Annotated in this window: 22 protein-coding genes; 4 read left to right on the top strand and 18 right to left on the bottom strand. The window is 73.0% G+C overall.

Annotated features, from left to right (window positions below):
• Positions 1-714: 714 nt before the first annotated feature.
• From B4U46_RS09815 to B4U46_RS09780, 7 genes are all read right to left on the bottom strand, one after another.
• Positions 715-1,524, bottom strand: coding sequence for an HpcH/HpaI aldolase/citrate lyase family protein (locus B4U46_RS09815; RefSeq protein ID WP_079425966.1), 810 nt, complete (start codon positions 1,522-1,524; stop codon positions 715-717).
• Positions 1,521-2,786, bottom strand: coding sequence for a CaiB/BaiF CoA transferase family protein (locus B4U46_RS09810; RefSeq protein WP_079425963.1), 1,266 nt, complete (start codon positions 2,784-2,786; stop codon positions 1,521-1,523). Before B4U46_RS09810 ends, B4U46_RS09815 begins: the two co-directional genes overlap by 4 nt.
• Entirely contained in the window at positions 2,783-3,724 is a 942-nt protein-coding gene (gene rbsK, locus B4U46_RS09805; protein ID WP_079425960.1) for a ribokinase, read from the bottom strand. Before rbsK ends, B4U46_RS09810 begins: the two co-directional genes overlap by 4 nt.
• Positions 3,721-5,235, bottom strand: coding sequence for an ADP-ribosylglycohydrolase family protein (locus tag B4U46_RS09800; protein WP_398908702.1), 1,515 nt, complete (start codon positions 5,233-5,235; stop codon positions 3,721-3,723). The genes rbsK and B4U46_RS09800 overlap by 4 nt, the downstream gene beginning before the upstream one ends.
• A 530-nt stretch (positions 5,236-5,765) precedes the next feature.
• On the bottom strand, positions 5,766-6,911 hold the full coding sequence (locus tag B4U46_RS09790) for an ADP-ribosylglycohydrolase family protein (protein ID WP_079425957.1): 1,146 nt from the start codon (positions 6,909-6,911) through the stop codon (positions 5,766-5,768).
• Between the two features lie 7 nt (positions 6,912-6,918).
• Positions 6,919-8,070 carry an ADP-ribosylglycohydrolase family protein gene (locus tag B4U46_RS09785; protein WP_079431662.1) on the bottom strand — a complete coding sequence of 384 codons (1,152 nt, stop codon included), beginning with the start codon at positions 8,068-8,070 and terminating at the stop codon, positions 6,919-6,921.
• Between the two features lie 653 nt (positions 8,071-8,723).
• The gene (locus B4U46_RS09780; RefSeq protein WP_079425954.1) at positions 8,724-9,704 is read right to left on the bottom strand and encodes an ADP-ribosylglycohydrolase family protein; all 981 of its coding nucleotides are present in this window, start codon (positions 9,702-9,704) and stop codon (positions 8,724-8,726) included.
• Positions 9,705-9,975: 271 nt separating this feature from the next.
• Here B4U46_RS09780 and B4U46_RS09775 point away from each other — a divergent pair, with 271 nt between their 5' ends.
• From B4U46_RS09775 to B4U46_RS09765, 3 genes are all read left to right on the top strand, one after another.
• Positions 9,976-10,707: a VIT1/CCC1 transporter family protein gene (locus B4U46_RS09775; RefSeq protein ID WP_079425951.1), complete on the top strand. Its 732-nt coding sequence runs from the start codon at positions 9,976-9,978 to the stop codon at positions 10,705-10,707.
• Positions 10,708-11,108: 401 nt separating this feature from the next.
• Entirely contained in the window at positions 11,109-15,647 is a 4,539-nt protein-coding gene (gene gltB, locus B4U46_RS09770; protein ID WP_185117313.1) for a glutamate synthase large subunit, read from the top strand.
• Complete coding sequence (locus B4U46_RS09765) at positions 15,640-17,100, top strand: glutamate synthase subunit beta (RefSeq protein ID WP_079425942.1); 1,461 nt, start codon at positions 15,640-15,642, stop codon at positions 17,098-17,100. The genes gltB and B4U46_RS09765 overlap by 8 nt, the downstream gene beginning before the upstream one ends.
• A 224-nt stretch (positions 17,101-17,324) precedes the next feature.
• Here B4U46_RS09765 and B4U46_RS09760 read toward each other — a convergent pair whose 3' ends face one another.
• Positions 17,325-18,107 (bottom strand): GntR family transcriptional regulator, encoded by a 783-nt coding sequence (locus tag B4U46_RS09760; protein ID WP_079425939.1) that lies wholly within the window; start codon positions 18,105-18,107, stop codon positions 17,325-17,327.
• Entirely contained in the window at positions 18,104-18,616 is a 513-nt protein-coding gene (locus B4U46_RS09755; protein ID WP_311736943.1) for a UTRA domain-containing protein, read from the bottom strand. Before B4U46_RS09755 ends, B4U46_RS09760 begins: the two co-directional genes overlap by 4 nt.
• Before the next feature lie 146 nt (positions 18,617-18,762).
• Here B4U46_RS09755 and B4U46_RS09750 point away from each other — a divergent pair, with 146 nt between their 5' ends.
• Positions 18,763-19,218: an ATP-binding protein gene (locus B4U46_RS09750; protein WP_398908269.1), complete on the top strand. Its 456-nt coding sequence runs from the start codon at positions 18,763-18,765 to the stop codon at positions 19,216-19,218.
• A gap of 24 nt (positions 19,219-19,242) precedes the next feature.
• Here B4U46_RS09750 and B4U46_RS09745 read toward each other — a convergent pair whose 3' ends face one another.
• The 9 genes from B4U46_RS09745 to B4U46_RS09705 all read right to left on the bottom strand — a co-directional run bounded on the left by B4U46_RS09745 (position 19,243) and on the right by B4U46_RS09705 (position 25,105).
• A complete protein-coding gene (locus B4U46_RS09745; protein WP_079425933.1) occupies positions 19,243-19,674 on the bottom strand; it encodes a hypothetical protein in 432 nt (143 codons plus the stop codon).
• Between the two features lie 177 nt (positions 19,675-19,851).
• Positions 19,852-20,526, bottom strand: a complete 675-nt coding sequence (locus tag B4U46_RS09740) for a contact-dependent growth inhibition system immunity protein (RefSeq protein WP_079425930.1) — start codon at positions 20,524-20,526, stop codon at positions 19,852-19,854.
• Positions 20,527-20,538: 12 nt separating this feature from the next.
• On the bottom strand, positions 20,539-20,838 hold the full coding sequence (locus B4U46_RS09735) for an RNase A-like domain-containing protein (RefSeq protein ID WP_079425927.1): 300 nt from the start codon (positions 20,836-20,838) through the stop codon (positions 20,539-20,541).
• Between the two features lie 26 nt (positions 20,839-20,864).
• On the bottom strand, positions 20,865-21,443 hold the full coding sequence (locus B4U46_RS09730) for a hypothetical protein (RefSeq protein WP_079425923.1): 579 nt from the start codon (positions 21,441-21,443) through the stop codon (positions 20,865-20,867).
• A gap of 16 nt (positions 21,444-21,459) precedes the next feature.
• Positions 21,460-22,035, bottom strand: a complete 576-nt coding sequence (locus B4U46_RS09725; RefSeq protein WP_123995605.1) for a hypothetical protein — start codon at positions 22,033-22,035, stop codon at positions 21,460-21,462.
• Complete coding sequence (locus B4U46_RS09720) at positions 22,035-23,744, bottom strand: RNase A-like domain-containing protein (protein WP_079425916.1); 1,710 nt, start codon at positions 23,742-23,744, stop codon at positions 22,035-22,037. The genes B4U46_RS09725 and B4U46_RS09720 overlap by 1 nt, the downstream gene beginning before the upstream one ends.
• Positions 23,744-24,049, bottom strand: coding sequence for a WXG100 family type VII secretion target (locus B4U46_RS09715; RefSeq protein WP_045949710.1), 306 nt, complete (start codon positions 24,047-24,049; stop codon positions 23,744-23,746). The genes B4U46_RS09720 and B4U46_RS09715 overlap by 1 nt, the downstream gene beginning before the upstream one ends.
• 27 nt (positions 24,050-24,076) lie before the next feature.
• Complete coding sequence (locus B4U46_RS09710) at positions 24,077-24,517, bottom strand: WXG100 family type VII secretion target (RefSeq protein WP_237292755.1); 441 nt, start codon at positions 24,515-24,517, stop codon at positions 24,077-24,079.
• Between the two features lie 78 nt (positions 24,518-24,595).
• Positions 24,596-25,105 carry a pyridoxamine 5'-phosphate oxidase family protein gene (locus tag B4U46_RS09705; RefSeq protein WP_079425910.1) on the bottom strand — a complete coding sequence of 170 codons (510 nt, stop codon included), beginning with the start codon at positions 25,103-25,105 and terminating at the stop codon, positions 24,596-24,598.
• Between the last annotated feature and the right edge of the window lie 7 nt (positions 25,106-25,112).

Genomic DNA, 25,112 nt, shown 5'->3' with positions numbered 1-25,112 from the left:
CGCCCGAAGGGGGCGCCGCACCGGGTGCGGCGCCCCCTTCGGCGTGCCGGGTGGCAGTTGCGGGGTGCGGGGTGCCGCTGTGCGGGGCGGAGGTCCCCTACCCTCCCCCAGACTCCGTCCGGGGGGACCCCCACTTCGCCCGCTCCCTGGGGGCTCCGCCCCCAGACCCTCCCCCAGCGCCTCAAACGCCGGCGGGGCTGGATTCGGCGCGGCCGGTCCGTCGGCTGCGGCCTTACCGCGGCCGGATTTCGCGCAGCGAAATTCCAGCCCGCGCGGCGCTTGAACGCCCTGGGCGCGCAGCGCCCGGCACGGGGTCCGGGGCGGAGCCCAGGGACGCTCCAGCCCCGCCGGCGCCTCCCAGCGGTAGCTGGAGGTCAGGGGCGGCGCTCCTGGGAACGGTGGAAGGGCGGGTAGGAGACCAGCCCCGCAGGGCCGCGGTCGGCCCGCGCCGATCGGGGCCCTGCGGGGGCGGGCCGTGCCGGGCAAGGGGGCCAGGCCGGGCCGGGGGGGGGGGGGGGGGGGGCAGCGGGGGCGCTGGGACAGGGAGAGGGTGCGGTGGGCGGCCGCCACGACCGCGGGGTCGATGAAGCGGCCGTCGGGGAGCGCGAGGGCCCCGGGGCCGCCCGGGCCGGGCAGGAGGCGTGCCAGGTCGGGCCCGGGACATGTGGGGCGGGCGGTGCCGGGCAAGGGGGCCAGGCCGGGCCGGGTGGGGGGTCAGCGGGGGCGCTGGGACAGGGAGAGGGTGCGGTGGGCGGCCGCCACGACCGCGGGGTCGATGAAGCGGCCGTCCGGGAGGGCCAGGGCACCGGGCGCGGCCCGGGCCGCCGTGACGACCTCCTGCGCCGCGGTGACCTCCTCCGGCCGCGGAAGGAACGCCCGCTCGATCACCGGCAGCTGCCGGGGGTGGATCGCCGCCCGCCCCAGGAACCCCAGCGAACGCCCCCGCGCGCAGGACGCGGCCAGTGCCTCCAGGTCCCGGATGTCCGGGAACACCGACTGCGCCGGCGGCGCCAGCCCGGCGGCCCGGGCGGCCACGACCACCCTGGAGCGCGGCCAGTCGAGCCCGCCCTCCGCACACACCCCGAGGTCCGCGCAGAGGTCCGCCTCGCCCAGGGTCAGCCCCTGCAGGGAAGGGTGCGCGCGGGCGATGTCGTACGCCCGCTCCACCCCCAGCGCGGACTCCAGCAGCGCGTACAGCGGCACCCCGCCCGTCCGGTCCGCGACGCGGACGATCTGCTCCGGGGCGTCGACCTTCGGCAGCCGCAGCCCCGCCAGCCCGCGCAGGCGGGCCAGTGCCGTGAGGTCGGCCCCGGCCCAGGGGGAACCCAGGGCGTTCACCCGGACGTGTACCGGCACCGGCGGGCGTTCGGCGAGGAGCTCGGCGGTGGCGGCGCGGGCGTACTCCTTACGGGAGGCCGACACCGAGTCCTCCAGGTCCACGATCACGGCGTCCGCCCCGCAGCGCAGGGCCTTCTCCACCACCGCCGGGCGGTCCCCGGGTGCGTAAAGCCAGGTCAGGATCACAACGCACCCTCCGTGCGCAGAGCGGTGATCTCGGCCCGGGTCAGGCCGAGTTCGGTCAGGACGGCTTCGGTGTCCGCGCCGTGCGGGCGGCCCGCCCAGCGGATCCCGCCGGGGGTCTCCGACAACCGGAAGAGGACGTTCTGCATCCGCAGCAGGCCGAGTTCGGGGTCCTCGACCTCGGTGACCGTGCCGAGGGCCGCGAACTGCGGGTCGGCGAGCACGTCCCGTACGTCGTAGACCAGGGCGACGGCCGCCTCTGCCTCCTCGAAGGCCGTGACCACCTCCTCCGCCTTGTGGCGGCCGATCCAGCCGCCGACCGCCTCGTCGAGGACGTGCGTGTGCGCGGCCCGGCCGGCGCCGGTGGCGAACCAGGGCTCGTCGGCCAGCTCGGGCCGCCCGACCAGGCGGACCACCCGCCCGGCAACGGACTGCGCCGACGCGGACACCGCCAGCCAGCGGCCGTCCGCACTGCGGTAGGTGTTGCGGGGGGCGTTGTTCGCGGAACGGTTGCCGGTGCGGGGCTGGACGTAGCCGAGCTGGTCGTACCAGAGCGGATGCGGGCCCAGCACGGTCAGGATCGGCTCGATGATCGCCAGGTCCACCACCTGGCCGTGTCCGGTCCGCTCCCGGCCGGCGAGCGCGGTCATCACGGCGTACGCGCAGGTCAGGGCGGCGATGGAGTCGGCGAGGCCGAACGGTGGCAGGGTCGGCGGGCCGTCCGGCTCGCCGGTGATCGCGGCGAAGCCGCTCATGGCCTCGGCGAGGGTGCCGAAGCCGGGCCGGCGGGCGTACGGGCCCTGCTGGCCGAAGGCCGTGACCCGGGCCAGGACGAGGCGGGGGTTGGCGGCCGACAGCTCGGGCCAGCCCAGGCCCCACCTCTCCAGGGTGCCCGGGCGGAAGTTCTCGACCACGACGTCGGCGGTGGCGGCCAGCCGCAGCAGGGTGTCCCGGCCGCCGGGGGTGGACAGGTCGAGGGTGATCGTCCGCTTGTTCCGCCCGAGCAGCTTCCACCACAGCCCGATCCCGTCCTTGGCGGGGCCGTGCCCGCGCGAGGGGTCGGGCCGCCCGGGGTGCTCGACCTTTACCACCTCGGCCCCGAAGTCCCCGAGCAGGGTGGCGGCGAGGGGCCCGGCGAACAGGGTGGCCAGGTCCAGCACCCGCAGCCCGGCGAGGGGTCCGGAACCCGGGCCGGGGGCGGGGGCCGGTCCGGGGGCGGGGGCCGGGCCGGGATCCGGGTCCGGGTCCGGGCCGGCCGGGGTCATGAGGGGTCCCCCGGGGGGAGGCCGGGCTCCGCCCCCGGGGGCCCGGCCAGGGCGGCGGCGGCATCCGTCTCCGTGCGCGTCGGCATCGAGGACTGCGCCCCCGGCCGCTGCACCGAGAGGGACGCCGCCACCGAGGCCCAGCGCAGCGCCTCCGGCACCGGCCGGCCCTCCCCGAGGGCCACCGCGAGCGCCCCCACGAAGGTGTCACCGGCGGCGGTGGTGTCCACGGCCCGCACCCGGGGCGCCGGCACGGTCAGCGGCTCACGCCCCCGGGCCGCGTGGAGGCAGCCCGCCGCCCCCAGGGTGATCACCACCTCCGGTACCTCCCGCAGCAGCACCTCCGCGGCCCGGTGCGGGTCGGTCAGCCCGGTCAGGGCGGCGGCCTCGTGCTCGTTGGGGACCAGCAGGTCGGTGGCGGCGAGGAGTTCGGGCGGCAGGGGCCGCACCGGGGCCGGGGTGAGGACCGTGCGCACCCCGTGGGCGCGGGCGGCGCGGGCGCCGGCGAGGACGGCCTCCAGGGGGAGTTCGAGCTGGAGCAGCAGGCAGTCGGCGGCGCCGATGCGGGAGTCGTCGCCCGGCTCCAGGCCGGTGACGCGGCCGTTGGCGCCGGGGATCACGATGATGCTGTTCGCCCCCTCGTCGTCCACGGTGATGTGGGCGGTGCCGCTGGCCCCCTCGACGGTGCGCAGGGCGGCGGTCTCCACCCCCGCCCCGGCGAGGGCCGCCCGCAGCTGGACGCCGAACTCGTCCGCGCCGACGGCGCCGATCATCACCACCTGCCCGCCGAGGCGGGCGGCGGCCACCGCCTGGTTGGCCCCCTTGCCGCCGGGAACGGTGCGGAACTCCCGTCCGGTGACGGTCTCCCCGGGGTGCGGGGCCTTGGGGACGTAGGCGACGAGGTCCATGTTGGTACTGCCGAGCACGGCGATGGCCGTCATGGTCGGGCTGCCTCCTGGGCGGTGAGACGGGCGAGGGTGTCGAAGCCGACGCCGTCGAAACCGGCGACGGTGGTGGAGAGGCGGTTCCCCAGCGGCGCGGTCCACCGCTCGGGGATCCGGTCGGCGGAGCCGGCCAGCAGCCCGGCGACGGAGCCGGCGGTGGCCCCGTTGGAGTCGGTGTCCCAGCCGCCGGACACCGCGCCGCACACGGAACGGGTGAAGTCCCCGTCGGCGTGGGTGAGGGCAGCGGCGATCAGGGCGGTGTTGGGCAGGGCGTGCACCCAGTGGTAGCCGCCGTAACGGGCGTGCAGCAGGTCCACGACCCGCTCGAAGCCGGCCTCCGCGCGGGCGGTGCGGATCCCGAAGCGGACGGCTTCCGCGAGGCGGGAGCGGGGCGGTACGACGGCCAGTCCGGCCCGCAGGGCGCCGTGCACGTCGGCCCGGCCGGAGGCCGCCTCCGCGAGGGTGGCGGCGGCGAAGAGGGCGGCGTGGACGCCGGTGGAGGTGTGGCTGAGGACGGCGTCCCGCCAGGCCTGCTCGGCGGCGGCGGCCGGGTCGCCGGGGTTGGTCCAGCCGTGGACGTCGGCGCGGATCAGGGCGCCGATCCACTCGCGGAAGGGGTTGTGGTGGGTCGCGGTGAGCGGGGGCTCCAGGCCGAGGAGCAGGTTGCGGTACGCGATCCGTTCGGCGGTGAAGGCCCGGCCGGCGGGGAGCTCGTCGAGCCAGAGGCGGCCGAGGTCGGCGGTGGTGAAGCGCCTGCCGTGCCGCTGGAGGAGGAGCAGGCCGAGGAGGGGGTGGTTCAGGTCGTCGTCCTCGGGCGTGCCGTCGATGTTCTCGGCGAGGGAGGTGGCGGCGGAGCGGCGGTTCCACGGGTAGGCGGCCAGGAGCTCCGCGGGGACGCCGCGGGCGGTGAACCAGTCGTCGAGCGGCCAGTTCCCGGCGGCCCGGGCCAGAGCCCGGATCCCGTCGAGCGGCAGCTTCTCGACGGGCTTCCCCAGGACGCACCCGACGGCCCGCCCCAGCCAGGCGGCCTCCAGCCGGGCACACAGGAGCGGATCGACGGCCCCGGCCCCCTCGCCGGGCTCCGCCGCGGCCGCGCCCCGCGGCCGGGTACGAAAACAGGCGGTCGCCGCGGCCTGGCCGCCCGGCCCGGCGCCGGTCCGGGCGCACGGGCCGGGACCCCGCTCCGGGGCGTGGCCGCCCGGCCCTGCCGGGGTCTCCGCCCCGACCGGCACGGCCTCTGGCCGGGCGGGCCGTTCCGGGTCCGTGTCGGGGCGGGTCGTGTGCGGCAGGGCGGGTCGCCCGGGCCCCGTGGTGTCGGCCGCGCTGGTCGGCGGGGTCGGCTCCGCCGGTGCGGCGGTCTGACCGGCCGGTGCGGGTTGGGGCCGGGTGCGTGGGCTGGGGCCCCGGTCCGGGGCGTGCCCGCGCCCTGGCTCTGCCGGGGTCTCCGACCCGGTCGGCATGGCCTCTGGCCGGGGGTGCGGGCCGGGGGCCGGGGCGGGTCCTGGCATCGCTGCGGCGGCCGGTTGAGGGTGCGTGCCTGCGGTGGGGTGTCGGGATTCTGTGCCTGCCGAGCGGTGGGGCGCGGCGGCGGGTGCGGACGCGTTTCGGTCGCCCGTGGCGGGGGGCCAGGTTGCGCGGATGGCGGGCCAGGACGTGGGCTCGTCGGCGGCCGACGGGACCGGGAGGGCCGCGAGTTCGTCCAGGAGGCGGGTGGCGAGGGCGCGCAGTTGCGGCCCGGCCGGGGTGGGGGAGGCCCCGGCCCGGGCGGGGGCCGGGTGGCCGCCCGCCGCCAGCCAGGCCCGCAGGAGCGGCCCGGCGTCCCGGCCGTCCTCGGCGGCCTGCCGCAGCTCGTGCCCGACCAGGTCCTCGGGCTGCGCCCAGGTCAGCCGTACGAGTTCCGCCCCGGGTGCCGCCGCGGGGCCTTCGGTGCGCACGCCGGTCCCCGCCGGGGTGCGCCGGGCCGCGGCCCACCGGGGGGCGTCCGGCTGCGCGCGGGTGGCACCGGCCGGCGGGGCCGGACGTCTGGCGGGGCGCCCGGTCATCGGGGGGACGCCAGGGCCGTGAACGCCGTCTCGTGGGCGCGGCGGCGGTCGCGGTCGCGGGTGAAGACCTCGCGGGCCACGGCGGCCAGGACCGTCGCGGGGGCGTGCAGGTCCAGGCGGCTGGCCTCGGCGACCCGCTTGGCCCAGCCTTCCGGGACCGCCCCCGCCCCGCCCAGCGCCCCCGCGATCGCCCCCGCCATGCCGGCCGTGGAGTCGCAGTCCCGCCCGTAGTTGACGGCCCCGAGCACGGCCGTCTCGTACCCGCCGTCCGCGACCAGCAGCATGCCGAGGGCGATCGGCAGCTCCTCGACGGAGTGCAGCCGCGACGGCCGCCGGGCGCCGAGCGAGGGTGCGCGGTAGTCCGGGCCGACCGAGTCGTACGGGGCCACCGCCTCCCGCAGCGGCCCGAGCGCGGACTCGAAGTCCCGGTGGCGCAGGGCCGCTTCCCGTACCGCCGCGATGGCGGCCCGCGTGCCGTCCTTGGCCAGGTCCAGCGCGGTCTCCACCACCGACGCGGCCGTCGCCCCCGGCAGGCACGCCGCCGCCACGGCCGCCGCGAAGACCCCGGCCGCCTCCCGTCCGTACGAGGACTGGTGGGCGCCCGCGATGTCCAGCGCCTCGGCGTAAGCGCCCTGCGGGTTGCCCGCGTTGACCAGTCCGACCGGCGCCATGTACATCGCCGCACCGCAGTTGACGATGTTGCCGGTGCCGGCCTCGCGGGGGTCGGCGTGCGCGTAGTGCAGCCGCGTCACGATCCACTTCTCCGCGAGGAACACCCGCTGCAACGGCAGGGCTTCGGCCTCCAGCTCGGGGATCCAGCGCGGTACGGACATCAGGTCGGGGACGAGGTGCTCGGCGATCGCGTACGCGTCCAGGTGGTCCCGTACGGTCGCGTAGACCCGTACCAGCGCGTGCGTCATGAGGGTGTCGTCGGTGACGTGCCCGTCGCCCTTGTGGTACGGCGCGATGGGGCGGGCGGTGCGCCAGTCCTCGTACCAGGGGCCCACGACGCCGTGCACGCGGCCGCCGTGCCGTTCGGCGATCTGCTCGGGGGACCAGCCCTCCACCGGGCCGCCGAGGGCGTCGCCGACGGCGGCGCCGACGAGGGAGCCGGTGATCCGGTCCTCCAGCGTGAACGTCATGTTCGAATCATCCCTTGTGTGTCGGTGCGGTGAGTTCCGTACGGGCGAGGAGCGCGGCGAGCTCGACCAGGTCGGTTCCGGCCAGGCGGGGCAGCGCGCAGCCGGACAGGACGCGGCAGGCCTCGCGCCAGGCGGCGGGCAGGCAGTCGCCGCCGCCGAGGGCGCCGGTGAGGGCGCCGGCGAGGGCGGGGGCGGAGTCGGCGACCCGGGAGAGGCAGGCGGCGGCCGGTACGGCTTCGGCGACCCGGCCGCGGGCCGCGGTGGCCAGGGCCAGGGCGACGGGGACGGTCTCGGCGGCGGCGATGCCGTAGCTGTAGACGTGGTCCACGATCTGGTGTTCCAGGAGCGGGACGAGGGCGAAGGCGCCCTCGCCGTCGGTACGGGCGAGCTTGACGGCGTGCCGGGCGTTGCGGCCGATCTCGGTGGCGGCGGGCAGCTGTTCCAGGGCGGCGTCGACGGCGGCGCGGGTGTCCGCCCCGGCGAGGGCGACGGCGACGGCGGCGGCCATGGCGCGGGCGCCGTGGACGCCGTCCCCGTCCTGGGTGTAGCGGGCGTCGAACTCGGCGAGTTCGGCGGCGGCGTGGGGGTCGCCGGGGTGGACGACGGCGAGCACGCAGGCGCGGACGCAGGCGGCGTCGTCGAAGTAGTGCGGGTTGTCGTGGCCGGTGGCGGGCGGGCGCAGCCCGGCGGCGAGGTTGCCGAGGCCGGCCCGTACGGAGATCCGTGCGCGCATCGGCAGCACCGCGGACTCGACCTCGGGGGCCCGTTCCGCCGCCGCGGCCACCTCGCTGGCCAGGGCGTTCCAGGCCAGGTCGAGGGCGGCGCGCATACGGCGGGACCGGGAGAGGTCGCTGAGCAGCGCGCCGGCGGCGGTGAGCACGGACTCGGCGGCGAAGGCGGCCCACTCGGCGTCGTCGGAGGGGCCCAGGCGCAGTGGTTCGGGGGGCTGGTTGAGGGCGATGGGGACGGGGAGGGTGGTGGTGGCGTTCTGCTCGGCGAAGGTGTCGAGCTCGCGGGTGAGCCGGCGGGTCCACTCGGGCATCCGGCTGGCCCGGTGCCGCGCGGCGGGCCACCCGGCCGCGTCCCCGGCGGCGAGCCCGAGCAGCAGCCCCTCGATCCGGCGCAGCCCACCCCGGCCGCCGCCCCCCGCCTCCGGCAACGGGACCGGCCCACGGCGGCCGCACTCGGGCCTGGGCGGCCCGGCGGGGGCAAGGGCCGCGTGGGCCGCCCCCGGCGGCGCGGCCGGGGCGAGGGTCGCGTGGGCCGCCTCCGGCGGCGCGGCGGGGGTGAGGGCCGCGTGGGCCGTCTCCGGTGGTGCGGCCTGCGTGTGGTCCGTGCGGGCAAGCTCTCGGGATCCGGCCTGGGTCCCGTTCGTGCGGGCCGGTCCCGGCACCGCTGCGGGGCCGGGCAGTGCCCCGTCCGCCACCCCGGCCGGGGCGGCGAAACCTTCCCCCACTCCGCCGCTGCCCGCCCGGTCACCGGTCGGGGTGTCCACGGCAGCCGCGGGCGCGTCCCCGGCCCCGGCGCCGCGCGGGGCGGGGCCCGGCTCCCCGGCCCGGTGTCCCGGTGCCAGGACACGCCGGGCGGCCCCCGCCGCGGCGCCCCCGCCGGGGGACGGAGCCACGGGCCCGGCGGCCGCGGCTGTGGCCTCGTGTCCCGGCGCCAGGACAGCCCCCGGCCGGCTGCCCCCTCCGACGCCCGCCCCTCTGCCCACCCCCGCCGCGGTGGTGGTGAGGGGCGCGGGGCGCAGGCGCGGGGGTGTGCTGCCGGGGCCCGGGGTGGGGGCCGGCGGGGTGGGGTCGGCCGGTGGGGTCATCGTGTGGGCTCCGGGGTGAGGAGGTCCGCGATGTCCAGGACGTGGTAGCCGCGCATCGACGGCAGGCAGCTGCCGCGGACCGGGCCGATCGCCGAGGACCAGGCGGCGGGGATGGCCGCGGCGCCCGACAGGGCGCCCGAGAGGGCCCCCGCCACCGCCGCCGTGGTGTCGGCGTCGCGGCCCATGTTCACCGCGGTGAGGACCGAGGACGGGAAGTCCCCCGCACAGGCGGCGAACGCCCCGAAGGCCAGGCCCACCGCCTCCGGGGCCAGGTCCGTCCACGGATACCCGCCGATGACCACCGCCGAGCGCACCGCCCGCTCCCCGCCCGGAGCGGCGGTGACCGCGCGCCGCAGGGAGCGGGCCGTCCAGGAATCCGGCGGGATGACCGACAGGGCCGCCGAGACGACCGACGCGGGGGAGCCCCCGGCCATCGCCGCCGCGACTCCGGCGGCGACGGCCTGGCCGCCGTAGATGCCCTCCCCGTCGTGGCTGACCGAGCCGTCGATCGCGACCAGGCGGGCCGCCTCCGCCGGGCGCCCCGCCGCGAACACCCCGAACGGGGCCGCCCGCATCGCCAGCCCGTCCGACCACGCGTGCCGGTGCTGCGCCGAGATGGGCGCGGCCAGGCCCCGGCGCAGGTTCTCCAGCGTGCCCCGCTCCGAGAAGCCGGCCCCGCGGAACGGCCCCTCGTCCAGGTCGGCGATCCAGTGGTGCCAGGCCCGTTCCACGTGCGCGACGGTCAGCGCCGAACCGTGGCGCGCCAGCAGCAGGCCGGAGAAGATGGCGTACTCGGTGTCGTCCGTGCCCGCCGGGTCCTCCGACACGAACCCCTCGATACGGCCCCACCGCGCGCGGATCTGCGACGGCTTCATGTTCTCCGCGGGGGCGCCCAGCGCGTCACCCACCGCGAGGCCCAGCAGCGCGCCCCGGGCCCGTTCGAGGAGGACCTGCGGATTGCATGCGACCAGCTCCATGGCGCGCCTCTCCCACGTGATGGGGACCCATCATGAGCCCCTGGGGGATTTGTGCCATGCCATGTGGTTTGTCGCTCGCCGCGAAACGCCCCCCGAACACCCCCGTCACCCGGTCGCCGACCCGCGAAAGCCCAGGTAAGTACGGCCTTCCTTGCTGGCGGCGGCCGCAAATCGTGCGTAGTTTCGAGGTGTTCAGGGGAGTGCCCGGGGAGGGCACGGCTGCGCGTCGCTTGCGCGTACCCAAGTCATGTGAAAAGGGGAGATACGCCGCATGTCCATCATCGACACCGAAGCGCCGCTGCACACCGCCCACCGCGACAACCACACCCACCGCGACGTCAACGGCGGTTGGCTGCGCCCGGCCGTCTTCGGCGCCATGGACGGGCTCGTCTCCAACCTCGCGCTGATGACCGGCGTGGCGGGCGGCGCGGTGGCCCCGGCGACCATCGTCATCACCGGCCTCGCCGGTCTCGCCGCCGGCGCCTTCTCGATGGCGGCCGGCGAGTACACCTCCGTCGCCTCGCAGCGCGAGCTGGTCCTCGCCGAGCTCGACGTGGAGCGCCAGCAGCTGCGCAAGCACCCGGTCGACGAGATGGAGGAGCTCGCCGAGCTCTACGTCTCGCGCGGGGTCGAGCCCGCCCTCGCCCGCGAGGTCGCGATGCAGCTGTCCCGCGATCCGGAGCAGGCGCTGGAGATCCACGCCCGCGAGGAGCTCGGCATCGACCCCGACGACCTGCCCTCACCGCTGGTGGCGGCCGTATCGTCCTTCGGCTCCTTCGCGCTGGGCGCGCTGCTGCCCGTACTGCCCTACCTGCTCGGGGCGACCGCCCTGTGGCCGGCCGTGCTGCTGGCGCTCGCCGGGCTCTTCGCCTGCGGCGCGGTGGTGGCGCGGGTCACGGCCCGGTCCTGGTGGTACAGCGGTATGCGCCAGCTTGTCCTGGGTGGTGCCGCGGCCGGTGTGACGTACGTCCTGGGAACCTGGATCGGCGGCGCCATAGGCTGAACGCCCCGGGAGTGAGACACTATGCAGGACGCAACATAAGTAGTCTCCGATCCGGTGGTTTCACTTCCGTTGCCGCCGGGCATCAGACCAGGGCGTCGGGCAAAGATGCCCGTTTCGCGCCGGGGCCTTCATCCCGAGCCGTATACGCGGAAAGCTCCCCAGCTCGTTCCACCCTCCGCAGCCCACCGAAGGTCCCTTCTTTCTGCCTCGTGCAGTGTCCGCATGCTGGAATGTGATATCCGCTTCTCGGGATCAAGGCCATCATGTAGCCTGCACGAACTTTCGCAGAGGGCCAACGTCGTCCCTCGGCCAGCACATTTGCCACGACGACGACGGGAGAGCCGATGCGTTCCGCATCCACGCACTCCGCGACCGGCCCCAGCACCACCGCCTGGTCGCCCATGGACGGTCGCCCCGCCCAGCAGGGCATGTACGACCCGCGCAACGAGAAGGACGCCTGTGGCGTCGGATTCGTGGCGAACCTCACCGGCGAGGCCACCCACACACTCGTCGAGCAGGCCCTGACCGTCCTGCGGAACCTCGAGCACCGCGGCGCCACCGGCTCCGAGCCCGACTCCGGCGACGGCGCGGGCATCCTGTCCCAGGTCCCGGACGCCTTCCTGCGCGAGGTCGCGGGATTCGAGCTCCCCGAGGCCGGCGCGTACGCCGTCGGCATCGCCTTCCTCCCCGCCGACGGCACCGCACAGGCCGTCGCCGTGGAGCGCATCGAGGCCATCGCCGCCGAGGAGGACCTGACGGTCCTCGGCTGGCGCGAGGTGCCGGTCACCCCCGACCTGCTCGGCAACGGCGCCCGCACCACGATGCCCGCCTTCTCCCAGCTGTTTCTCAGCAACGGCACGAGCGGCATCGAGCTGGACCGCAAGGCGTTCGTCCTGCGCAAGCGCGCCGAGCGCGAGGCCGGGGTCTACTTCCCCTCGCTCTCCGCCCGCACCATCGTCTACAAGGGCATGCTGACCACCGGCCAGCTGGAGCCCTTCTTCCCGGACCTCTCCGACCGCCGCTTCGCCTCGGCGCTCGCCCTGGTCCACTCCCGGTTCTCGACGAACACCTTCCCGTCCTGGCCGCTCGCCCACCCGTACCGCTTCGTCGCCCACAACGGCGAGATCAACACGGTCAAGGGCAACCGGAACTGGATGAAGGCCCGCGAGTCCCAGCTGGCCACCTCCGCCTTCGGCGAGGCCGCCCTGGACCGCATCTTCCCGATCTGCACCCCGGACGCCTCCGACTCCGCCTCCTTCGACGAGGTCCTGGAGCTGCTCCACCTCGGCGGCCGCTCGCTGCCGCACAGCGTGCTGATGATGATCCCGGAGGCGTGGGAGAACCACACCTCCATGGACCCGGCCCGCCGCGCGTTCTACCAGTACCACTCCACGATGATGGAGCCCTGGGACGGCCCCGCCTGCGTCACCTTCACCGACGGCACCCAGGTCGGCGCGGTCCTCGACCGCAACGGTCTGCGCCCCGGCCGCTACTGGGTCACCGACGACGGCCTCGTCGTCCTCGGCTCCGAGGTCGGCGTCCTCGACATCGACCCGGCCAAGGTCGTCCGCAAGGGCCGCCTCCAGCCCGGCAAGATGTTCCTCGTCGACACCGCCCAGAAGCGGATCATCGAGGACGACGAGATCAAGGACGAGCTCGCCTCCGCCGCCCCGTACGCGGACTGGCTGGAGACCGGCGAGATCGAGCTGACCGACCTGCCCGAGCGCGAGCACATCGTCCACACCCACGCCTCGGTCACCCGCCGCCAGCAGACCTTCGGCTACACCGAGGAAGAGCTGCGCGTCATCCTCGCCCCCATGGCCCGCACCGGCGGCGAGCCGCTCGGCTCCATGGGCACCGACTCCCCGATCGCGGCCCTCTCCGAGCGCCCGCGCCTGCTCTTCGACTACTTCACCCAGCTCTTCGCGCAGGTCACCAACCCGCCGCTGGACGCCATCCGCGAGGAGCTCGTCACCTCGCTGCTCTCCTCGATCGGCCCGCAGTCCAACCTGCTGGAGCCGACCGCCGCGTCCTGCCGCAGCGTCACCCTGCCCTTCCCGGTGATCGACAACGACGAGCTGGCCAAGCTCATCCACATCAACGCCGACGGCGACATGCCCGGCATGAAGGCCGCCACGCTCTCCGGCCTCTACCGGGTCTCCGGCGGCGGCGAGGCCCTCGCCGCCCGCATCGAGGAGATCCGCGCCGAGGCCGACGCCGCCATCGCGGCCGGCGCCCGCCTGATCGTCCTGTCGGACCGCCACTCCGACGCCGAGCACGCGCCGATCCCGTCGCTGCTGCTCACCTCCGCCGTGCACCACCACCTCATCGCCACCAAGCAGCGCACCCAGGTGGGCCTGCTGGTCGAGGCCGGCGACGTCCGCGAGGTCCACCACGTCGCCCTGCTCATCGGCTACGGCGCCGCGGCCGTCAACCCGTACCTGGCCATGGAGTCCGTCGAGGACCTGCTGCGCGCCGGCACCTTCATCGAGGGCATCGAGCCCGAGAAGGCCATCAAGAACCTGATCTACGCCCTCGGCAAGGGCGTCCTGAAGGTCATGTCCAAGATGGGCATCTCCACCGTCGCCTCCTACCGCGGCGCCCAGGTCTTCGAGGCCATCGGCCTCGACGAGGAGTTCGTCGGCACCTACTTCAGCGGCACCGCCACCAAGATCGGCGGCGCGGGCCTGGACGTCATCGCCAAGGAGGTCGCCGCCCGCCACGCCAAGGCCTACCCCGTCTCCGGCATCGCGGCGACGCACCGCGCCCTGGAGATCGGCGGCGAGTACCAGTGGCGCCGCGAGGGCGAGCCGCACCTGTTCGACCCGGAGACGGTCTTCCGCCTCCAGCACGCCACCCGCAACCGCCGGTACGACATCTTCCGCAAGTACACGGACCGGGTGAACGAGCAGTCCGAGCGCCTGATGACGCTCCGCGGCCTCTTCGGCTTCAATTCCGACCGCCCGTCGATCTCCATCGACGAGGTCGAGCCGGTCTCCGAGATCGTCAAGCGCTTCTCCACCGGCGCCATGTCGTACGGCTCCATCTCCAAGGAGGCGCACGAAACCCTCGCCATCGCCATGAACCAGCTGGGCGCCAAGTCCAACACCGGCGAGGGCGGCGAGGACCCCGACCGCCTCTACGACCCGGAGCGCCGCTCGGCGATCAAGCAGGTCGCCTCGGGCCGCTTCGGCGTCACCAGCGAGTACCTGGTCAACGCGGACGACATCCAGATCAAGATGGCCCAGGGCGCCAAGCCCGGCGAGGGCGGCCAGCTGCCCGGCCACAAGGTCTACCCGTGGGTCGCCAAGACGCGTCACTCGACCCCCGGCGTCGGCCTGATCTCCCCGCCGCCGCACCACGACATCTACTCCATCGAGGACCTGGCCCAGCTGATCCACGACCTCAAGAACGCCAACCCGGCCGCGCGCATCCACGTGAAGCTCGTGTCCGAGGTCGGCGTCGGAACGGTCGCGGCCGGCGTCTCCAAGGCCCACGCCGACGTCGTCCTGATCTCCGGGCACGACGGCGGAACCGGCGCCTCCCCGCTCACCTCGCTCAAGCACGCGGGCGGCCCCTGGGAGCTCGGCCTCGCCGAGACCCAGCAGACCCTGCTGCTCAACGGCCTGCGCGACCGCATCGTCGTCCAGACCGACGGCCAGCTCAAGACCGGCCGCGACGTGGTCATCGCCGCGCTGCTCGGCGCCGAGGAGTTCGGTTTCGCGACCGCGCCGCTCGTCGTCTCCGGCTGCGTCATGATGCGCGTCTGCCACCTGGACACCTGCCCGGTCGGCATCGCCACCCAGAACCCGGTCCTGCGCGACCGCTTCTCCGGCAAGCCCGAGTTCGTCGTGAACTTCTTCGAGTTCATCGCCGAGGAGGTCCGCGAGATCCTGGCCGAGCTGGGCTTCCGCACCATAGAGGAGGCCGTCGGCCACGCCGAACTCCTCGACACCAGCAAGGCCGTTAGCCACTGGAAGGCCCAGGGCCTCGACCTCGAACCCCTCTTCCACGTGCCGGCCCTGCCCGAGGGCGCCGTCCGCCACGCCCTGATCGAGCAGGACCACGGTCTGGAGAAGGCCCTCGACAACGAGCTGATCGAGCTCGCCGCCGACGCGCTGAACGCCGAGACCGCCGAGGCGGCCCAGCCGGTCCGCGCCCAGGTCGCGATCCGCAACATCAACCGGACCGTCGGCACCATGCTCGGCCACCACGTCACCAAGAAGTTCGGCGGTGCGGGCCTGCCCGACAACACCATCGACCTGACCTTCACCGGTTCGGCCGGCCAGTCGTTCGGCGCCTTCCTCCCCAAGGGCGTCACCCTGCGCCTGGAGGGCGACGCCAACGACTACGTCGGCAAGGGCCTCTCCGGCGGCCGGATCGTGGTCCGCCCGGACCGCGGCGCCGACCACCTCGCCGAGTACTCCACCATCGCCGGCAACACCATCGGCTACGGGGCCACCGGCGGCGAGATGTTCCTGCGCGGCCGCACCGGCGAGCGCTTCTGCGTCCGCAACTCCGGCGCCCTGGTCGTCTCGGAGGGCGTGGGCGACCACGGCTGCGAGTACATGACCGGCGGCACGGCCGTCGTCCTCGGCGAGACCGGCCGCAACTTCGCGGCGGGCATGTCCGGCGGCGTCGCGTACGTCATCGACCTCGACCCCCGCCAGGTCAACTCCGGCAACGCGGAGGCCGTCGAGGTCCCCTCGGACGCCGACAAGCAGTGGCTGCACGATGTGGTGCGCCGCCACGAGGAGGAGACCGGCTCGACCGTGGCCGCGAAGCTCCTGGCTGACTGGGACGCCGCCGCGGCCCGCTTCAGCAAGATCATCCCGACCACGTACAAGGCAGTGCTCGCCGCCAAGGACGCCGCCGAGCTGGCCGGACTCTCCGAGTCCGAGACCACCGAGAAGATGATGGAGGCGGCGACCCATGGCTGACCCGAAGGGCTTCCTCACCACCCCCCGCGAGACCGCCTGCACCCGTCCCGTCGCCGAGCGCGTCAAGGACTGGAACGAGGTCTACGTCCCGGGCTCGCTGCTCCCGATCATCAGCAAGCAGGCCGGCCGCTGCATGGACTGCGGCATCCCGTTCTGCCACAACGGCTGCCCGCTCGGGAACCTGATCCCCGAGTGGAACGACTACGCCTACCGCGAGGACTGGTCCGCCGCCGCCGAGCGCCTGCACGCCACGAACAACTTCCCGGAGTTCACCGGCCGCCTGTGCCCGGCTCCCTGCGAGTCGGCGTGCGTGCTCGGCATCAACCAGCCGGCCGTCACGATCAAGAACGTCGAAGTCTCGATCATCGACCAGGCCTGGGACAACGGCGACGTCACCCCGCAGGCCCCCGAGCGCCTCTCCGGCAAGACCGTGGCCGTCATCGGCTCCGGCCCGGCCGGCCTGGCCGCCGCCCAGCAGCTGACCCGGGCCGGCCACACCGTGGTCGTGTACGAGCGCGCCGACCGCATCGGCGGCCTGCTGCGCTACGGCATCCCCGAGTTCAAGATGGAGAAGGTGCACATCAACCGCCGCATCGAGCAGATGCGCGCGGAGGGCACCAAGTTCCGCACCGGCATCGAGGTCGGCCGCGACATCACCGCCACCGACCTGCGCAAGCGCTTCGACGCGGTGGTCGTGGCCGCCGGCGCCACGGTCTCCCGCGACCTCCCGGTCCCGGGCCGCGAGCTCAAGGGCATCCACTTCGCGATGGAGTACCTGCCGCTCGCGAACAAGGTCCAGGAGGGCGACTTCGTGGCGCCCCCCATCACGGCCGAGGGCAAGCACGTGGTCGTCATCGGCGGCGGCGACACCGGCGCGGACTGCGTCGGCACCGCCCACCGCCAGGGCGCCCTGTCGGTCACCCAGCTGGAGATCATGCCCCGCCCGTCGGAGGACCGCCCGGCGGCCATGCCGTGGCCGACCTTCCCGATGCTGTACAAGGTCACCTCGGCCCACGAGGAGGGCGGCGAGCGGATCTACTCCGTCTCCACCACCCACTTCGAGGGCGACGAGGACGGCAACGTCCAGGCCCTGCACCTGGTCGAGGTCGCCTTCGAGGACGGCAAGCTCGTCCAGAAGCCCGGCACCGAGCGCGTCCTCCCCGCGCAGCTGGTCACCCTGGCGATGGGCTTCACGGGCACCGACCAGTCCAACGGCCTGGTCGAGCAGTTCGGCGTCAGCCTGGACGAGCGGGGCAACATCGCCCGCGACGCCTCGTACGCCACCGACGCCGACGGCGTCTTCGTCGCCGGCGACGCGGGCCGCGGCCAGTCCCTGATCGTGTGGGCCATCGCGGAGGGCCGCTCGGCCGCACGCGGCGTGGACCGCTACCTGACGGGCACGAGCGCCCTCCCGTACCCCGTCAAGCCGACGGACCGCTCGCTGATGATCTGATTCTCCCCGCCGGGCTCGCACCGCTCGGCCGCAGGCGGCCTCCCGGGCTTCCCCCGGCTGCGCCGGCCTCCGGCCGTCGGCGCCCCGGGCGGCGCCACGCGTCACCCCCGCCCCTCTCGTGGGGCGGGACCCCTCATACGGTCCGTACAACGGAGTACGGCACTCGACACGGCGCCCGTCATGTCCCCGACCAGGGATGACGGGCGCCGTGGCGTTCGGCGGGGCTACTCGGGTGTGAACTCGTACTGCAGCTCGTACAGGTGCCCGGCCTTCACCATGACGGTGACCTCGATCGGCCGGTGGTCATTGCTGTAGACGGTCCTCAGTGTGCGGAGCACCGGTAGATCGCCCGGCAGGCGCAGTGCCGCGTGTTCAGCCTGGGTGGGGATACGTGCGGAGACACGGTCCACGCTCGTGCGCGGTGGAAAGCCAAGCTCCTTGAGCAGGGTCGGACTCCCGCCCCGGATCCTGCGGGATTCGGCGAGTGCGGTGCCGCGGGCGATGTCGAGCGGGTAGTAGGAGCTGACGAGTTCCGCGGGCTCGCCGTCGACGGTGATGAGCTGGTGCCGCAGCAATGCCGGCGATCCGTTCTCCTGGCCGAGGGCGGCGGCGACGTCACCGTGGACGTCGGCCTCGCCAACGCCGACCAGCTCGCTACGGGCCTCGGCGCGAGCCGGTCCGGCGACCTGGGCCAGCCACGGGTACGCCGCGCCTGCCGTCGCCGGTGTGAGTGAGGACGCCGGACGGACGGTCCGCTGCCGGTTCTCGCGGACGGTCACGGCGGCTCCCGCCCGGCCGACCACGAGCCCTTCGGCCTTGAGGATCTGCAAGGCCTTCTGGATGGTGGCGTTCGAGGCGTCGAAGCGTTCCTTCAGCCGCGCCGTCGAGGGCACTTTCGAGCCGGGCGCGAGTTCGCCGTTCATGATGGCGTCGCGCAGGTCGGCGGCGATGCGGGCGTGCAGCGGCCGGGGGTCGGGTGCGGTGTCTTCCGGGGTGGGCAAGGTCATCCGATCCTGGTCTCGTAGCGCAGCTGCTGGCGGGTCGCCGGCATGAGCATCAGGTCGGCCTGGAGAGCGGCGTCGCCCGCGTCGTACGTGACGCGGTTGATGCACAGGACGGGCTCCTCGCGGCCCAGGCCCAGCTGCTCGCGCTCCTCGTCGGAGGGCATCCGCGCGCTGACGGTCTCCACGACCCTCGTCCCGACGTGCCCGAGCGAGGCGAGGAGGGTGACCGCTCCACCGCGGATCTTGGCGGTACCGGCGAGAGGCGTGCCGGACGCGATGTGCGCCGGGTAGAAGGTGTCGGTCAACTCGCACGGCTGGCCGCCGAGTTCGATGATCCGGCGCCGGACCACGACCGTCGCGCCCTCGTCCACGCCGAGCAGCTCCGCCACTTCGGCGCTCGCGGGCGTCTCCCCGGCTCGCACGATCCGCTGCCCGCCGTGACGTCCGGCAGCCCTCGCCTCTTCCGTCCACGCGTCCGGTGCTCCGGTTGCACGTGGTGTCAGGTATGGCATCGACGTACTGGTCCACCCGCTGCCGCTCATGCCGCCCTCCCGTATGCCAACTCCTTGTTGGCATTCCCACGGTATGCGAAGCCCACCGCCTACCTCAGTCTCCATTACCTTGCTGGTTTTCGCGAATAGCGGTACGGTCGGTGACGGTGTTGGAACTCAGCGTCAGGACGGTGGGCGGCATGACTCTTTGTCGGCAGCAGCGATTCCCTCGAACCCGCAGCTCGGTGCGCGCGGCGCGGCAGTTCGCGGGCGACACGCTCGGGCAATGGGGTATCTCGGACAGGGGTGATGACATCCGGTTCTGCGCATCCGAGCTTGCGGCGAACGCCGTGCTCCACGGGGTCCCGTACGGGCGCGAGTTCTGTGTGCGCTTGCTGTGGGAAGACGGCGTGGTCCGGGTCGAGGTCCGGGACAGCGGCCCGGGGGTGCCGGCGGTGGGGCGGCCCGGAGTGGAAGCCTCGTCGGGCCGGGGGCTCTGGCTGGTCTCCGAACTCGCCGACGAGCTGGGCGTCACCGACCAGCTGGTGGGAAAGACCGTGTGGGTCCGCTTCAAGTGCTCCCCGATCCGACACGGCGCCCGTCATGCCGCCGACCAGGGATGACGGGCGCCGTGGCGTTGGGTGGGGCTACTCCGGCTGGACGACCGTGGCGGCCCAGCGGAGGGTGGGGGCCGAGGTGGTGACCACGGCGCCGAAGCCGCCGTGGAGGCCCGGGCCCAGGGGGATCGTGACCTGGGCCGGGGTGTCCTCGGGGCAGGTCAGGGTGAAGGGGGCCGGGTTGCGGTCCGGGTATTCGTCGAGGGTGAAGGAGACCACCATGCTGCCGCCGCCCTCGCAGGCGAAGGTGGTGTAGGTATCCAGGTACGGGGACAGCCCGCCAGAGACGAACCCGCTGGAGCCGGTCTGTTCGGGAACCCAGATCACGCCGTCGGGCCCCGGGTAGGGAAGCAGCTCGCCCGTCTCCGCCGCCTGGGCGGCGCCGCCGGCCAGGGTGAGGAACGCCGTTGTGGCCGCGAGCGTGAGCGCGGTGCGTCGTCGTCCCTGGAACGTGTGGTTCATGGATCCCCCGGTGGTGTGTGTTCGGTCTCCTCCACGCTAGGGGGCGGCACTGACAGTGCGCCCGGCGGGCCAAGGGGCCGGTGTGGAGCGGACGGTGAGGGTGCCCGAGGCCGGACGGGCCGTGACGCCCGTCTGGCCCTGCCAGCCTGCCGGCTTGCCGCCCAGGAAGCTCTCCTCCTACGCGTATTCGGCGCGGGGCCCGGCCAGTCGTTCGGCGACTACGGCCAGCCAGCCGCTCGGTGCGTAGGGGGCCGGAGGGTCGACCTCCATACCCAGCTCGGCCACGCCCACGGCGTAGTCGACCTCCTCCAGGCCCAAGGCGAGGAGCTCGCGCACCTCTCCGACGAGGCGGGCCACGAGGGTCGGGTCGGCCGAGTCGGCGTAGTCGCGGACGGCGGCGTCGTGGTCGTCGAACTCGTCGGGCATGTCCTGGGAGAACCAGCCGCCCAGGAACTGGCCGAGTTCGGGGTAGCGGGCGTGCCATTCCCAGTGCGTCTCGGGGAGGGCCACCGGCGGTGGGACCCGGCCTTCCTCGATGCTCCGCTTAATGTGGTCGGCGAGCAGGAGCAGCCACTGCTGGATCTCGGCTTCGGGCAGGCCAATGTCGGGGACCGGGTAGAACTCGCCGAGGCGGTGCCGCAGCCGGCCGGGCGGGTTCTCGGCGTAGGTGCGGAGCTGCTGCTCGGCGACCGACAGAGCCCAGGGGCGGGTGTGCCAGGTGTGGCGCAGGTAGGCGGTGAGGGCGCGACCGGGCCGGTCGGGGGTGTCGTCGGCGGCGAGGCCGGCGTAGGCGCCGATCACCTGGTCGAGCTCGCCGTAGCGCCGGTCGAACTCCAGGGGTTTCATGGACATGGGCCTGTGCCTCTACAGGTAGATCGGGAAGGTGCCGTGCACGACGAAGCCGAGCGGGCTCGCGGGCTCCCGCCGCAGCACCACCCGCGCGGCCCGCACGTCCACGGCTCCGCGCCCGGCGAGCGCCATGCCCTGGAGCAGAACCCGGCCGACGGGATCCTCGCGCGACGGCCAGGCGGCTTCGATGGCCAGGCGGGGGCGGGTGCCCTGGGCGAGCCAACGGTGGATGGTCTGCTCGTTGCGGTTGACGACCTGCTGGGTGGCCCACTGGGCGGTTTCTCGGTCGGGGTATGTGGCGGATCTGGTGAGCATGCGGCTTCCGGGTTCGGCGGGTCGGGTCAGAGGGACAGGAAGTTCCAGAGCACGGCGACTTCGTCGTCGTTGACGGCGATCAGCCCGGCGTCCCAGTCGTACCGGCTGAAGGGGGCGTGGGTCCGGAAGGGCTGTTCGTAGAAATCAGGATGGTCACTCGTCCAACCGAGGTTGGTGTAGAAGCGGGTGCCGTCAGGAAAGCGCGACAGGATGAGATCCGCCCGCCGTTCCCTTTCCGGCCTGTGTTCCTCCCAGCCCAATGACTTGGAGAGGTCCAAGCGGCTCGTTCCGGCTCCAAGCAAGACGATCAGCGACCGCACCGAGGATCGGGGGAGTTCTTCCACCCGTTCGCGGCAGCGCCTCGCATCTGCGGGGGTGGAGGGAGTGTCCAGCCATGGGAAGAGCGGATCCTCCCGGCGCTCGTCCTCGCCCTCGTAAGGGTCGATGGATTCCCAGCCCCGCGGGTCCTGGGCCTCGAGGCGCATGATTGCGCCCACGTCGAGCCACCAATCCTGGTGCTCGCGGGGAGCCACTCCTACAAACGTGCAGAGCCATCGATACAGCTTGAGCCCATCGGACCAGGTCTCCGAGGTGAGGTCGGTCATCGTCGTTCACTCCGGTTCAGAGAGACTGGAAGTTCCAGAACACGGCGACTTCGTCGTCGTTCACGGCGATGAGTCCGGCGTCCCAGTCGTAACAGCTGAAGGGGTTCTGCAGTCGGGAGGACTGCCTGTTGAAATCGGGAGTGTCGCCCCGCCAGCCGAGGTTGGTGTAGAAGTGGGTGCCCACCGGGAAGCGTGACATGAGCACACCGGCCCTGCGCTCCATCTCAGGCAGGCGGTCCTTCCAGTCGGGTGACAGGTAGAGATTTGTGTGGGGCGAGGCTCCGAGCAGGATGAGCAGCGACTTCACTGATGACCGGGGTAGTTCCTTCACCTGCGCCCGGTATCGCTCGACGTCCGCAGACGTGCGGGGTGTCTCCAGCCATGGGAACAGCGGGTCTTCCCGGCGTTCGTCCTCGCCCTCGTAGGGGTCGATGGATTCCCAGCCCCGCGGGTCCCGGGCCTCGAGGCGCATGATTGCTCCCACGTCGAGCCACCATTCCTCGTGCTTACGGGGAGCGACTCTGGCGAATGTGCAGACCCACTGGTACAGCTTGAGTGCCTCCGTCCAGGTCGCCGAGGTCAGGGGTTCCATCATTTGTTCACCTTGTCCGGCGTCGATGTGTACACGACGAATGGCGGTTTTAGGTTGGGGTCGTATGCGAGCTTAGTGATCACGCCGTAGATGTCCTGGGCGGGCAATACCCTGTCGTTTTCCACCCGCACCGTCCGTCCCGTCACGGCGGAACCGGAGAGCGGTCCGTCCGGGACCGATGACACTTGGACGGTGAAGGTCTTCTCCGCGGGCGGCGGATTCTTCAGCCATTTCTGGATTTCAGTAGTGTTCTGGCGAATGTTGTACTGAGTGTACTTCTGGGCCGTGTCCAGGTTTGCGAAGGACGAGGCGGCTAGGACGTTGTACTTTCCGTTCGCGCGCTGCTCGTCCGTAATCCGCTGCAACAACTGCTCGTCGGTCTTGCCGACGTGCTTGTCGATGGTGTGGGCGCCGCCCAGCCCCTCGTTCGTCGCCAGGTCAAGGGAGTACACGTACGGGAAGGGGCTCTCGTCGCCGATCTGCCAGCTGTGTTCCTTCTTGAACTCGTTGAGCGAGCGGGCGCCGAACCCCTGGGCGCGGGCCATTTCCGCCTGGTAGGTCGGTGCGCTCGTGATCGCGATCTCGAGTTCCGGGAGGAGGGCCTTCAGCTTGCCCGCTGCCTCAGTGAACTCCTTGTGGTAGGTCTCGACGACCGCGTCACACCCCGACTTGTCCATGTGGGACCGGAAGGAGAGGACGATACGGCCGACGATTCCGCCGACGGCCATCTTGGTCAGGTTCGTCACGCTCAGGTCGGAGAGGTCGGAGGCCGTGGCCTTCGCTGCGTTGACGGCAGCTTGGGTGGTGAACTTGGTGGTCCGATCGCCGACGTCGCAGAGATGCTCCAGAAGAGGCGCGATCTCGTCCGCCGTCTTCTTCAGCACATCGACGATGGGACGCCGGCCGGAGGGCGGGAGGTCCTTGGTGGTCCGCCATTCCCGGCCTCCGGTCTGCGTCCGGTTGCCCTGGGCGTCCAGCTGGCGGCCCCAGGCCGTGGTGCCCCAGATGGTCTGGCCGAAGGCCCGCATGGCAGCCTGCCACTCGCCCTTGTCCTTCGGGTCGGTGATCCCGGCGATGGCGGCGTTGAAGTCGTCCGAGGCCTTCACGGCCTCGGCTCCGATCTTCCGCCACGCCTTGGCCATGTCCCGGACCTCGTCCTCCTTGATGCCCGGGGTGATCTCGTGGACCTTGCCGAGGCGGAGGCCGTGTTCGATGGCGGGTCGTATGACGTCCGCGAGGAAGTCGGGGAACTCGCCGATGACGCCGGAGATCCACCAGGAGTCGACGTCCTCGCCGGTGCCCGTCCACTTGATGGGGTTGACAGGCCCGTAGCGCGGGGGCTTGTTGATGACCACCAGCTCCGGCCGCAGGGCCGGCTGTGCTCCCTTGCGGCCCCCTGCGTCCCATTCGGCCAGCACGTACTGGTTGGCGGTGTGGTTCAGGCCGACGGACGCCCCGCCGGCACTGACCACGCTGCGTCCCCAGGCTTCGAGGAACTTGGCCGCCACCTCCATGTAGGCGTCCGCGAACGCATCTGCACCGCGGCCGGTCCCGGCGGACTGGTTGTACTTGTTCAGCACGTCGACCAGGGCGAACGCCCGGTCGGCATGGGCGAACTGGGCCTCCTTCACCTGGTCGGCCGCATGATGGACGTGTAGCGGCTGGACGTCGAAGCCACCGTTCGCCGCCGGGGAGGGAGGCGCTCCCATCAGGCGGCCCCCCAACCACGTAGCACGGCCCGGTGCGCGGAAGCGTAGGTGAGGTGGCCGTGCACCACGGTCTCGTGCAGCCAGGCCTGGGTGGCCTGGAGGTCCTGGGCGGACCGGTCCCACTTGTCGAGTTGGTCCACGAAGGTCTGGCGGGCCTCGCCCTCCCATCCGAGAACGGCCTTCTCGACACGCTGGTAGAGCAGGTCGAGCTGCTCGTTGAGCGTTTTGAGGATCTCTTCGAGGTCCCCGGCCGCACTCTGGAGAGTGGCGAAGTCCACCGATATGTGGTCGCCGCTGGACGACATGAATCCCCCTCGTACTTCTTGCCCGATCTACAGGTCGGCGACGCGGCTGCGCGGCTCCTGCGGCAGTTCCGGCGTGGTGCCGGGTGTCGACAGCGCATCCACCTCGGCCTGGATGTCCGCATGGGACTGGAGCCGCCGGAAGTCCTCCAGGATCTCCAGTTCCTGTGCCGAGAACCCGTCCTTGCTCAGCCGGATCGCCTTGGCCAGGAGCTGCATCGCCTGCCGGATACGGACGGCATCCTCGGCGGCGGCCCGGTGCTTGGCCCGGTAGGCCTCCGATGCGGGCCCGTGCCAGCGGGCCTCGATGCCGTCCACGATCTCGTCCATACGAAGGAGGTGCTCCCGCAGCACTTCCTGCATCTTGTCGAGGTCCTCGGCAAGCGTCTTGAGCTTGCCTCCGTCAACCTCAAGATCTGTCGCGCCACTGGCCGCACCCATGGAACTCGCCGCATCCGGTGGAGTGTTCACGGTCTCCCTCCCCCGAGAGTCCCGTCACATGGTCATTTGTTCGACCCTAGCAAACGGGTTGTACCGCCCGGTCGGAGGTCACTGCGCCGGGACTTCCCGGGCCGGTTCGTCGTCGTTGCCGCGGCGGAGGGTGTGGAGGCCTCGGGCGGGGGTCCAGGTCCGGACCACCAGTTCCTCGCCGTCGACCGTCGTGTGGACCACCTCGGTCAGGTCGGCGTGGAAGAGGTGGAAGGGGTGCGGGGTGTCCTTCTCCTCCGCGTAGCGGTGGAGTTCGGGCGGGTCCACGATTTCCACCGCCCGGCCCGAGATCCTTACATCCCCGTCGGGCATCGTGTCGTCCGGGCCCGGGTTGGTGTGCAGGGCGAAGCGGGGGTCGTGCTGGAGGTCGCGGGCCTTCATCGAGCCCGCCATCATGCCCAGCCACAGCTCGCCCCCGCGGAACTCCACGGTGAGCCCGGTCAGGCGGGGGGAGCCGTCCTTGCGCAGGGTGGCCAGGACGTGGTGCGGGAACTGTGCGAAGCGGGCCCGTACCGCCTCCGCGAACTCCGGTTCCGCCTTCTCGAACGCTGCCCAGTTGTTCGTCGTCATATGTCCA

This window comes from Streptomyces katrae (assembly GCF_002028425.1).
Classification (GTDB): domain Bacteria; phylum Actinomycetota; class Actinomycetes; order Streptomycetales; family Streptomycetaceae; genus Streptomyces; species Streptomyces katrae_A.
This window is presented reverse-complemented; position numbering and strand designations above follow the sequence as displayed.

Excerpts from the sequence above, each read along its gene's own strand:
- B4U46_RS09790 (WP_079425957.1), bottom strand. The coding sequence starts at position 6,911 with ATGACGTTCACGCTGGAGGACCGGATCACCGGCTCCCTCGTCGGCGCC.
- B4U46_RS09800 (WP_398908702.1), bottom strand. The coding sequence starts at position 5,235 with ATGCCAGGACCCGCCCCGGCCCCCGGCCCGCACCCCCGGCCAGAGGCC.
- B4U46_RS09765 (WP_079425942.1), top strand. The coding sequence starts at position 15,640 with ATGGCTGACCCGAAGGGCTTCCTCACCACCCCCCGCGAGACCGCCTGC.
- B4U46_RS09760 (WP_079425939.1), bottom strand. The coding sequence starts at position 18,107 with ATGACCTTGCCCACCCCGGAAGACACCGCACCCGACCCCCGGCCGCTG.
- B4U46_RS09735 (WP_079425927.1), bottom strand. The coding sequence starts at position 20,838 with ATGCTCACCAGATCCGCCACATACCCCGACCGAGAAACCGCCCAGTGG.
- rbsK (WP_079425960.1), bottom strand. The coding sequence starts at position 3,724 with ATGACGGCCATCGCCGTGCTCGGCAGTACCAACATGGACCTCGTCGCC.
- B4U46_RS09740 (WP_079425930.1), bottom strand. The coding sequence starts at position 20,526 with ATGTCCATGAAACCCCTGGAGTTCGACCGGCGCTACGGCGAGCTCGAC.
- B4U46_RS09730 (WP_079425923.1), bottom strand. The coding sequence starts at position 21,443 with ATGACCGACCTCACCTCGGAGACCTGGTCCGATGGGCTCAAGCTGTAT.
- B4U46_RS09810 (WP_079425963.1), bottom strand. The coding sequence starts at position 2,786 with ATGACCCCGGCCGGCCCGGACCCGGACCCGGATCCCGGCCCGGCCCCC.
- B4U46_RS09780 (WP_079425954.1), bottom strand. The coding sequence starts at position 9,704 with ATGGAGCTGGTCGCATGCAATCCGCAGGTCCTCCTCGAACGGGCCCGG.
- B4U46_RS09720 (WP_079425916.1), bottom strand. The coding sequence starts at position 23,744 with ATGGGAGCGCCTCCCTCCCCGGCGGCGAACGGTGGCTTCGACGTCCAG.
- B4U46_RS09745 (WP_079425933.1), bottom strand. The coding sequence starts at position 19,674 with ATGAACCACACGTTCCAGGGACGACGACGCACCGCGCTCACGCTCGCG.
- B4U46_RS09705 (WP_079425910.1), bottom strand. The coding sequence starts at position 25,105 with ATGACGACGAACAACTGGGCAGCGTTCGAGAAGGCGGAACCGGAGTTC.
- B4U46_RS09715 (WP_045949710.1), bottom strand. The coding sequence starts at position 24,049 with ATGTCGTCCAGCGGCGACCACATATCGGTGGACTTCGCCACTCTCCAG.
- B4U46_RS09775 (WP_079425951.1), top strand. The coding sequence starts at position 9,976 with ATGTCCATCATCGACACCGAAGCGCCGCTGCACACCGCCCACCGCGAC.
- B4U46_RS09755 (WP_311736943.1), bottom strand. The coding sequence starts at position 18,616 with ATGCCATACCTGACACCACGTGCAACCGGAGCACCGGACGCGTGGACG.
- gltB (WP_185117313.1), top strand. The coding sequence starts at position 11,109 with ATGGACGGTCGCCCCGCCCAGCAGGGCATGTACGACCCGCGCAACGAG.
- B4U46_RS09725 (WP_123995605.1), bottom strand. The coding sequence starts at position 22,035 with ATGGAACCCCTGACCTCGGCGACCTGGACGGAGGCACTCAAGCTGTAC.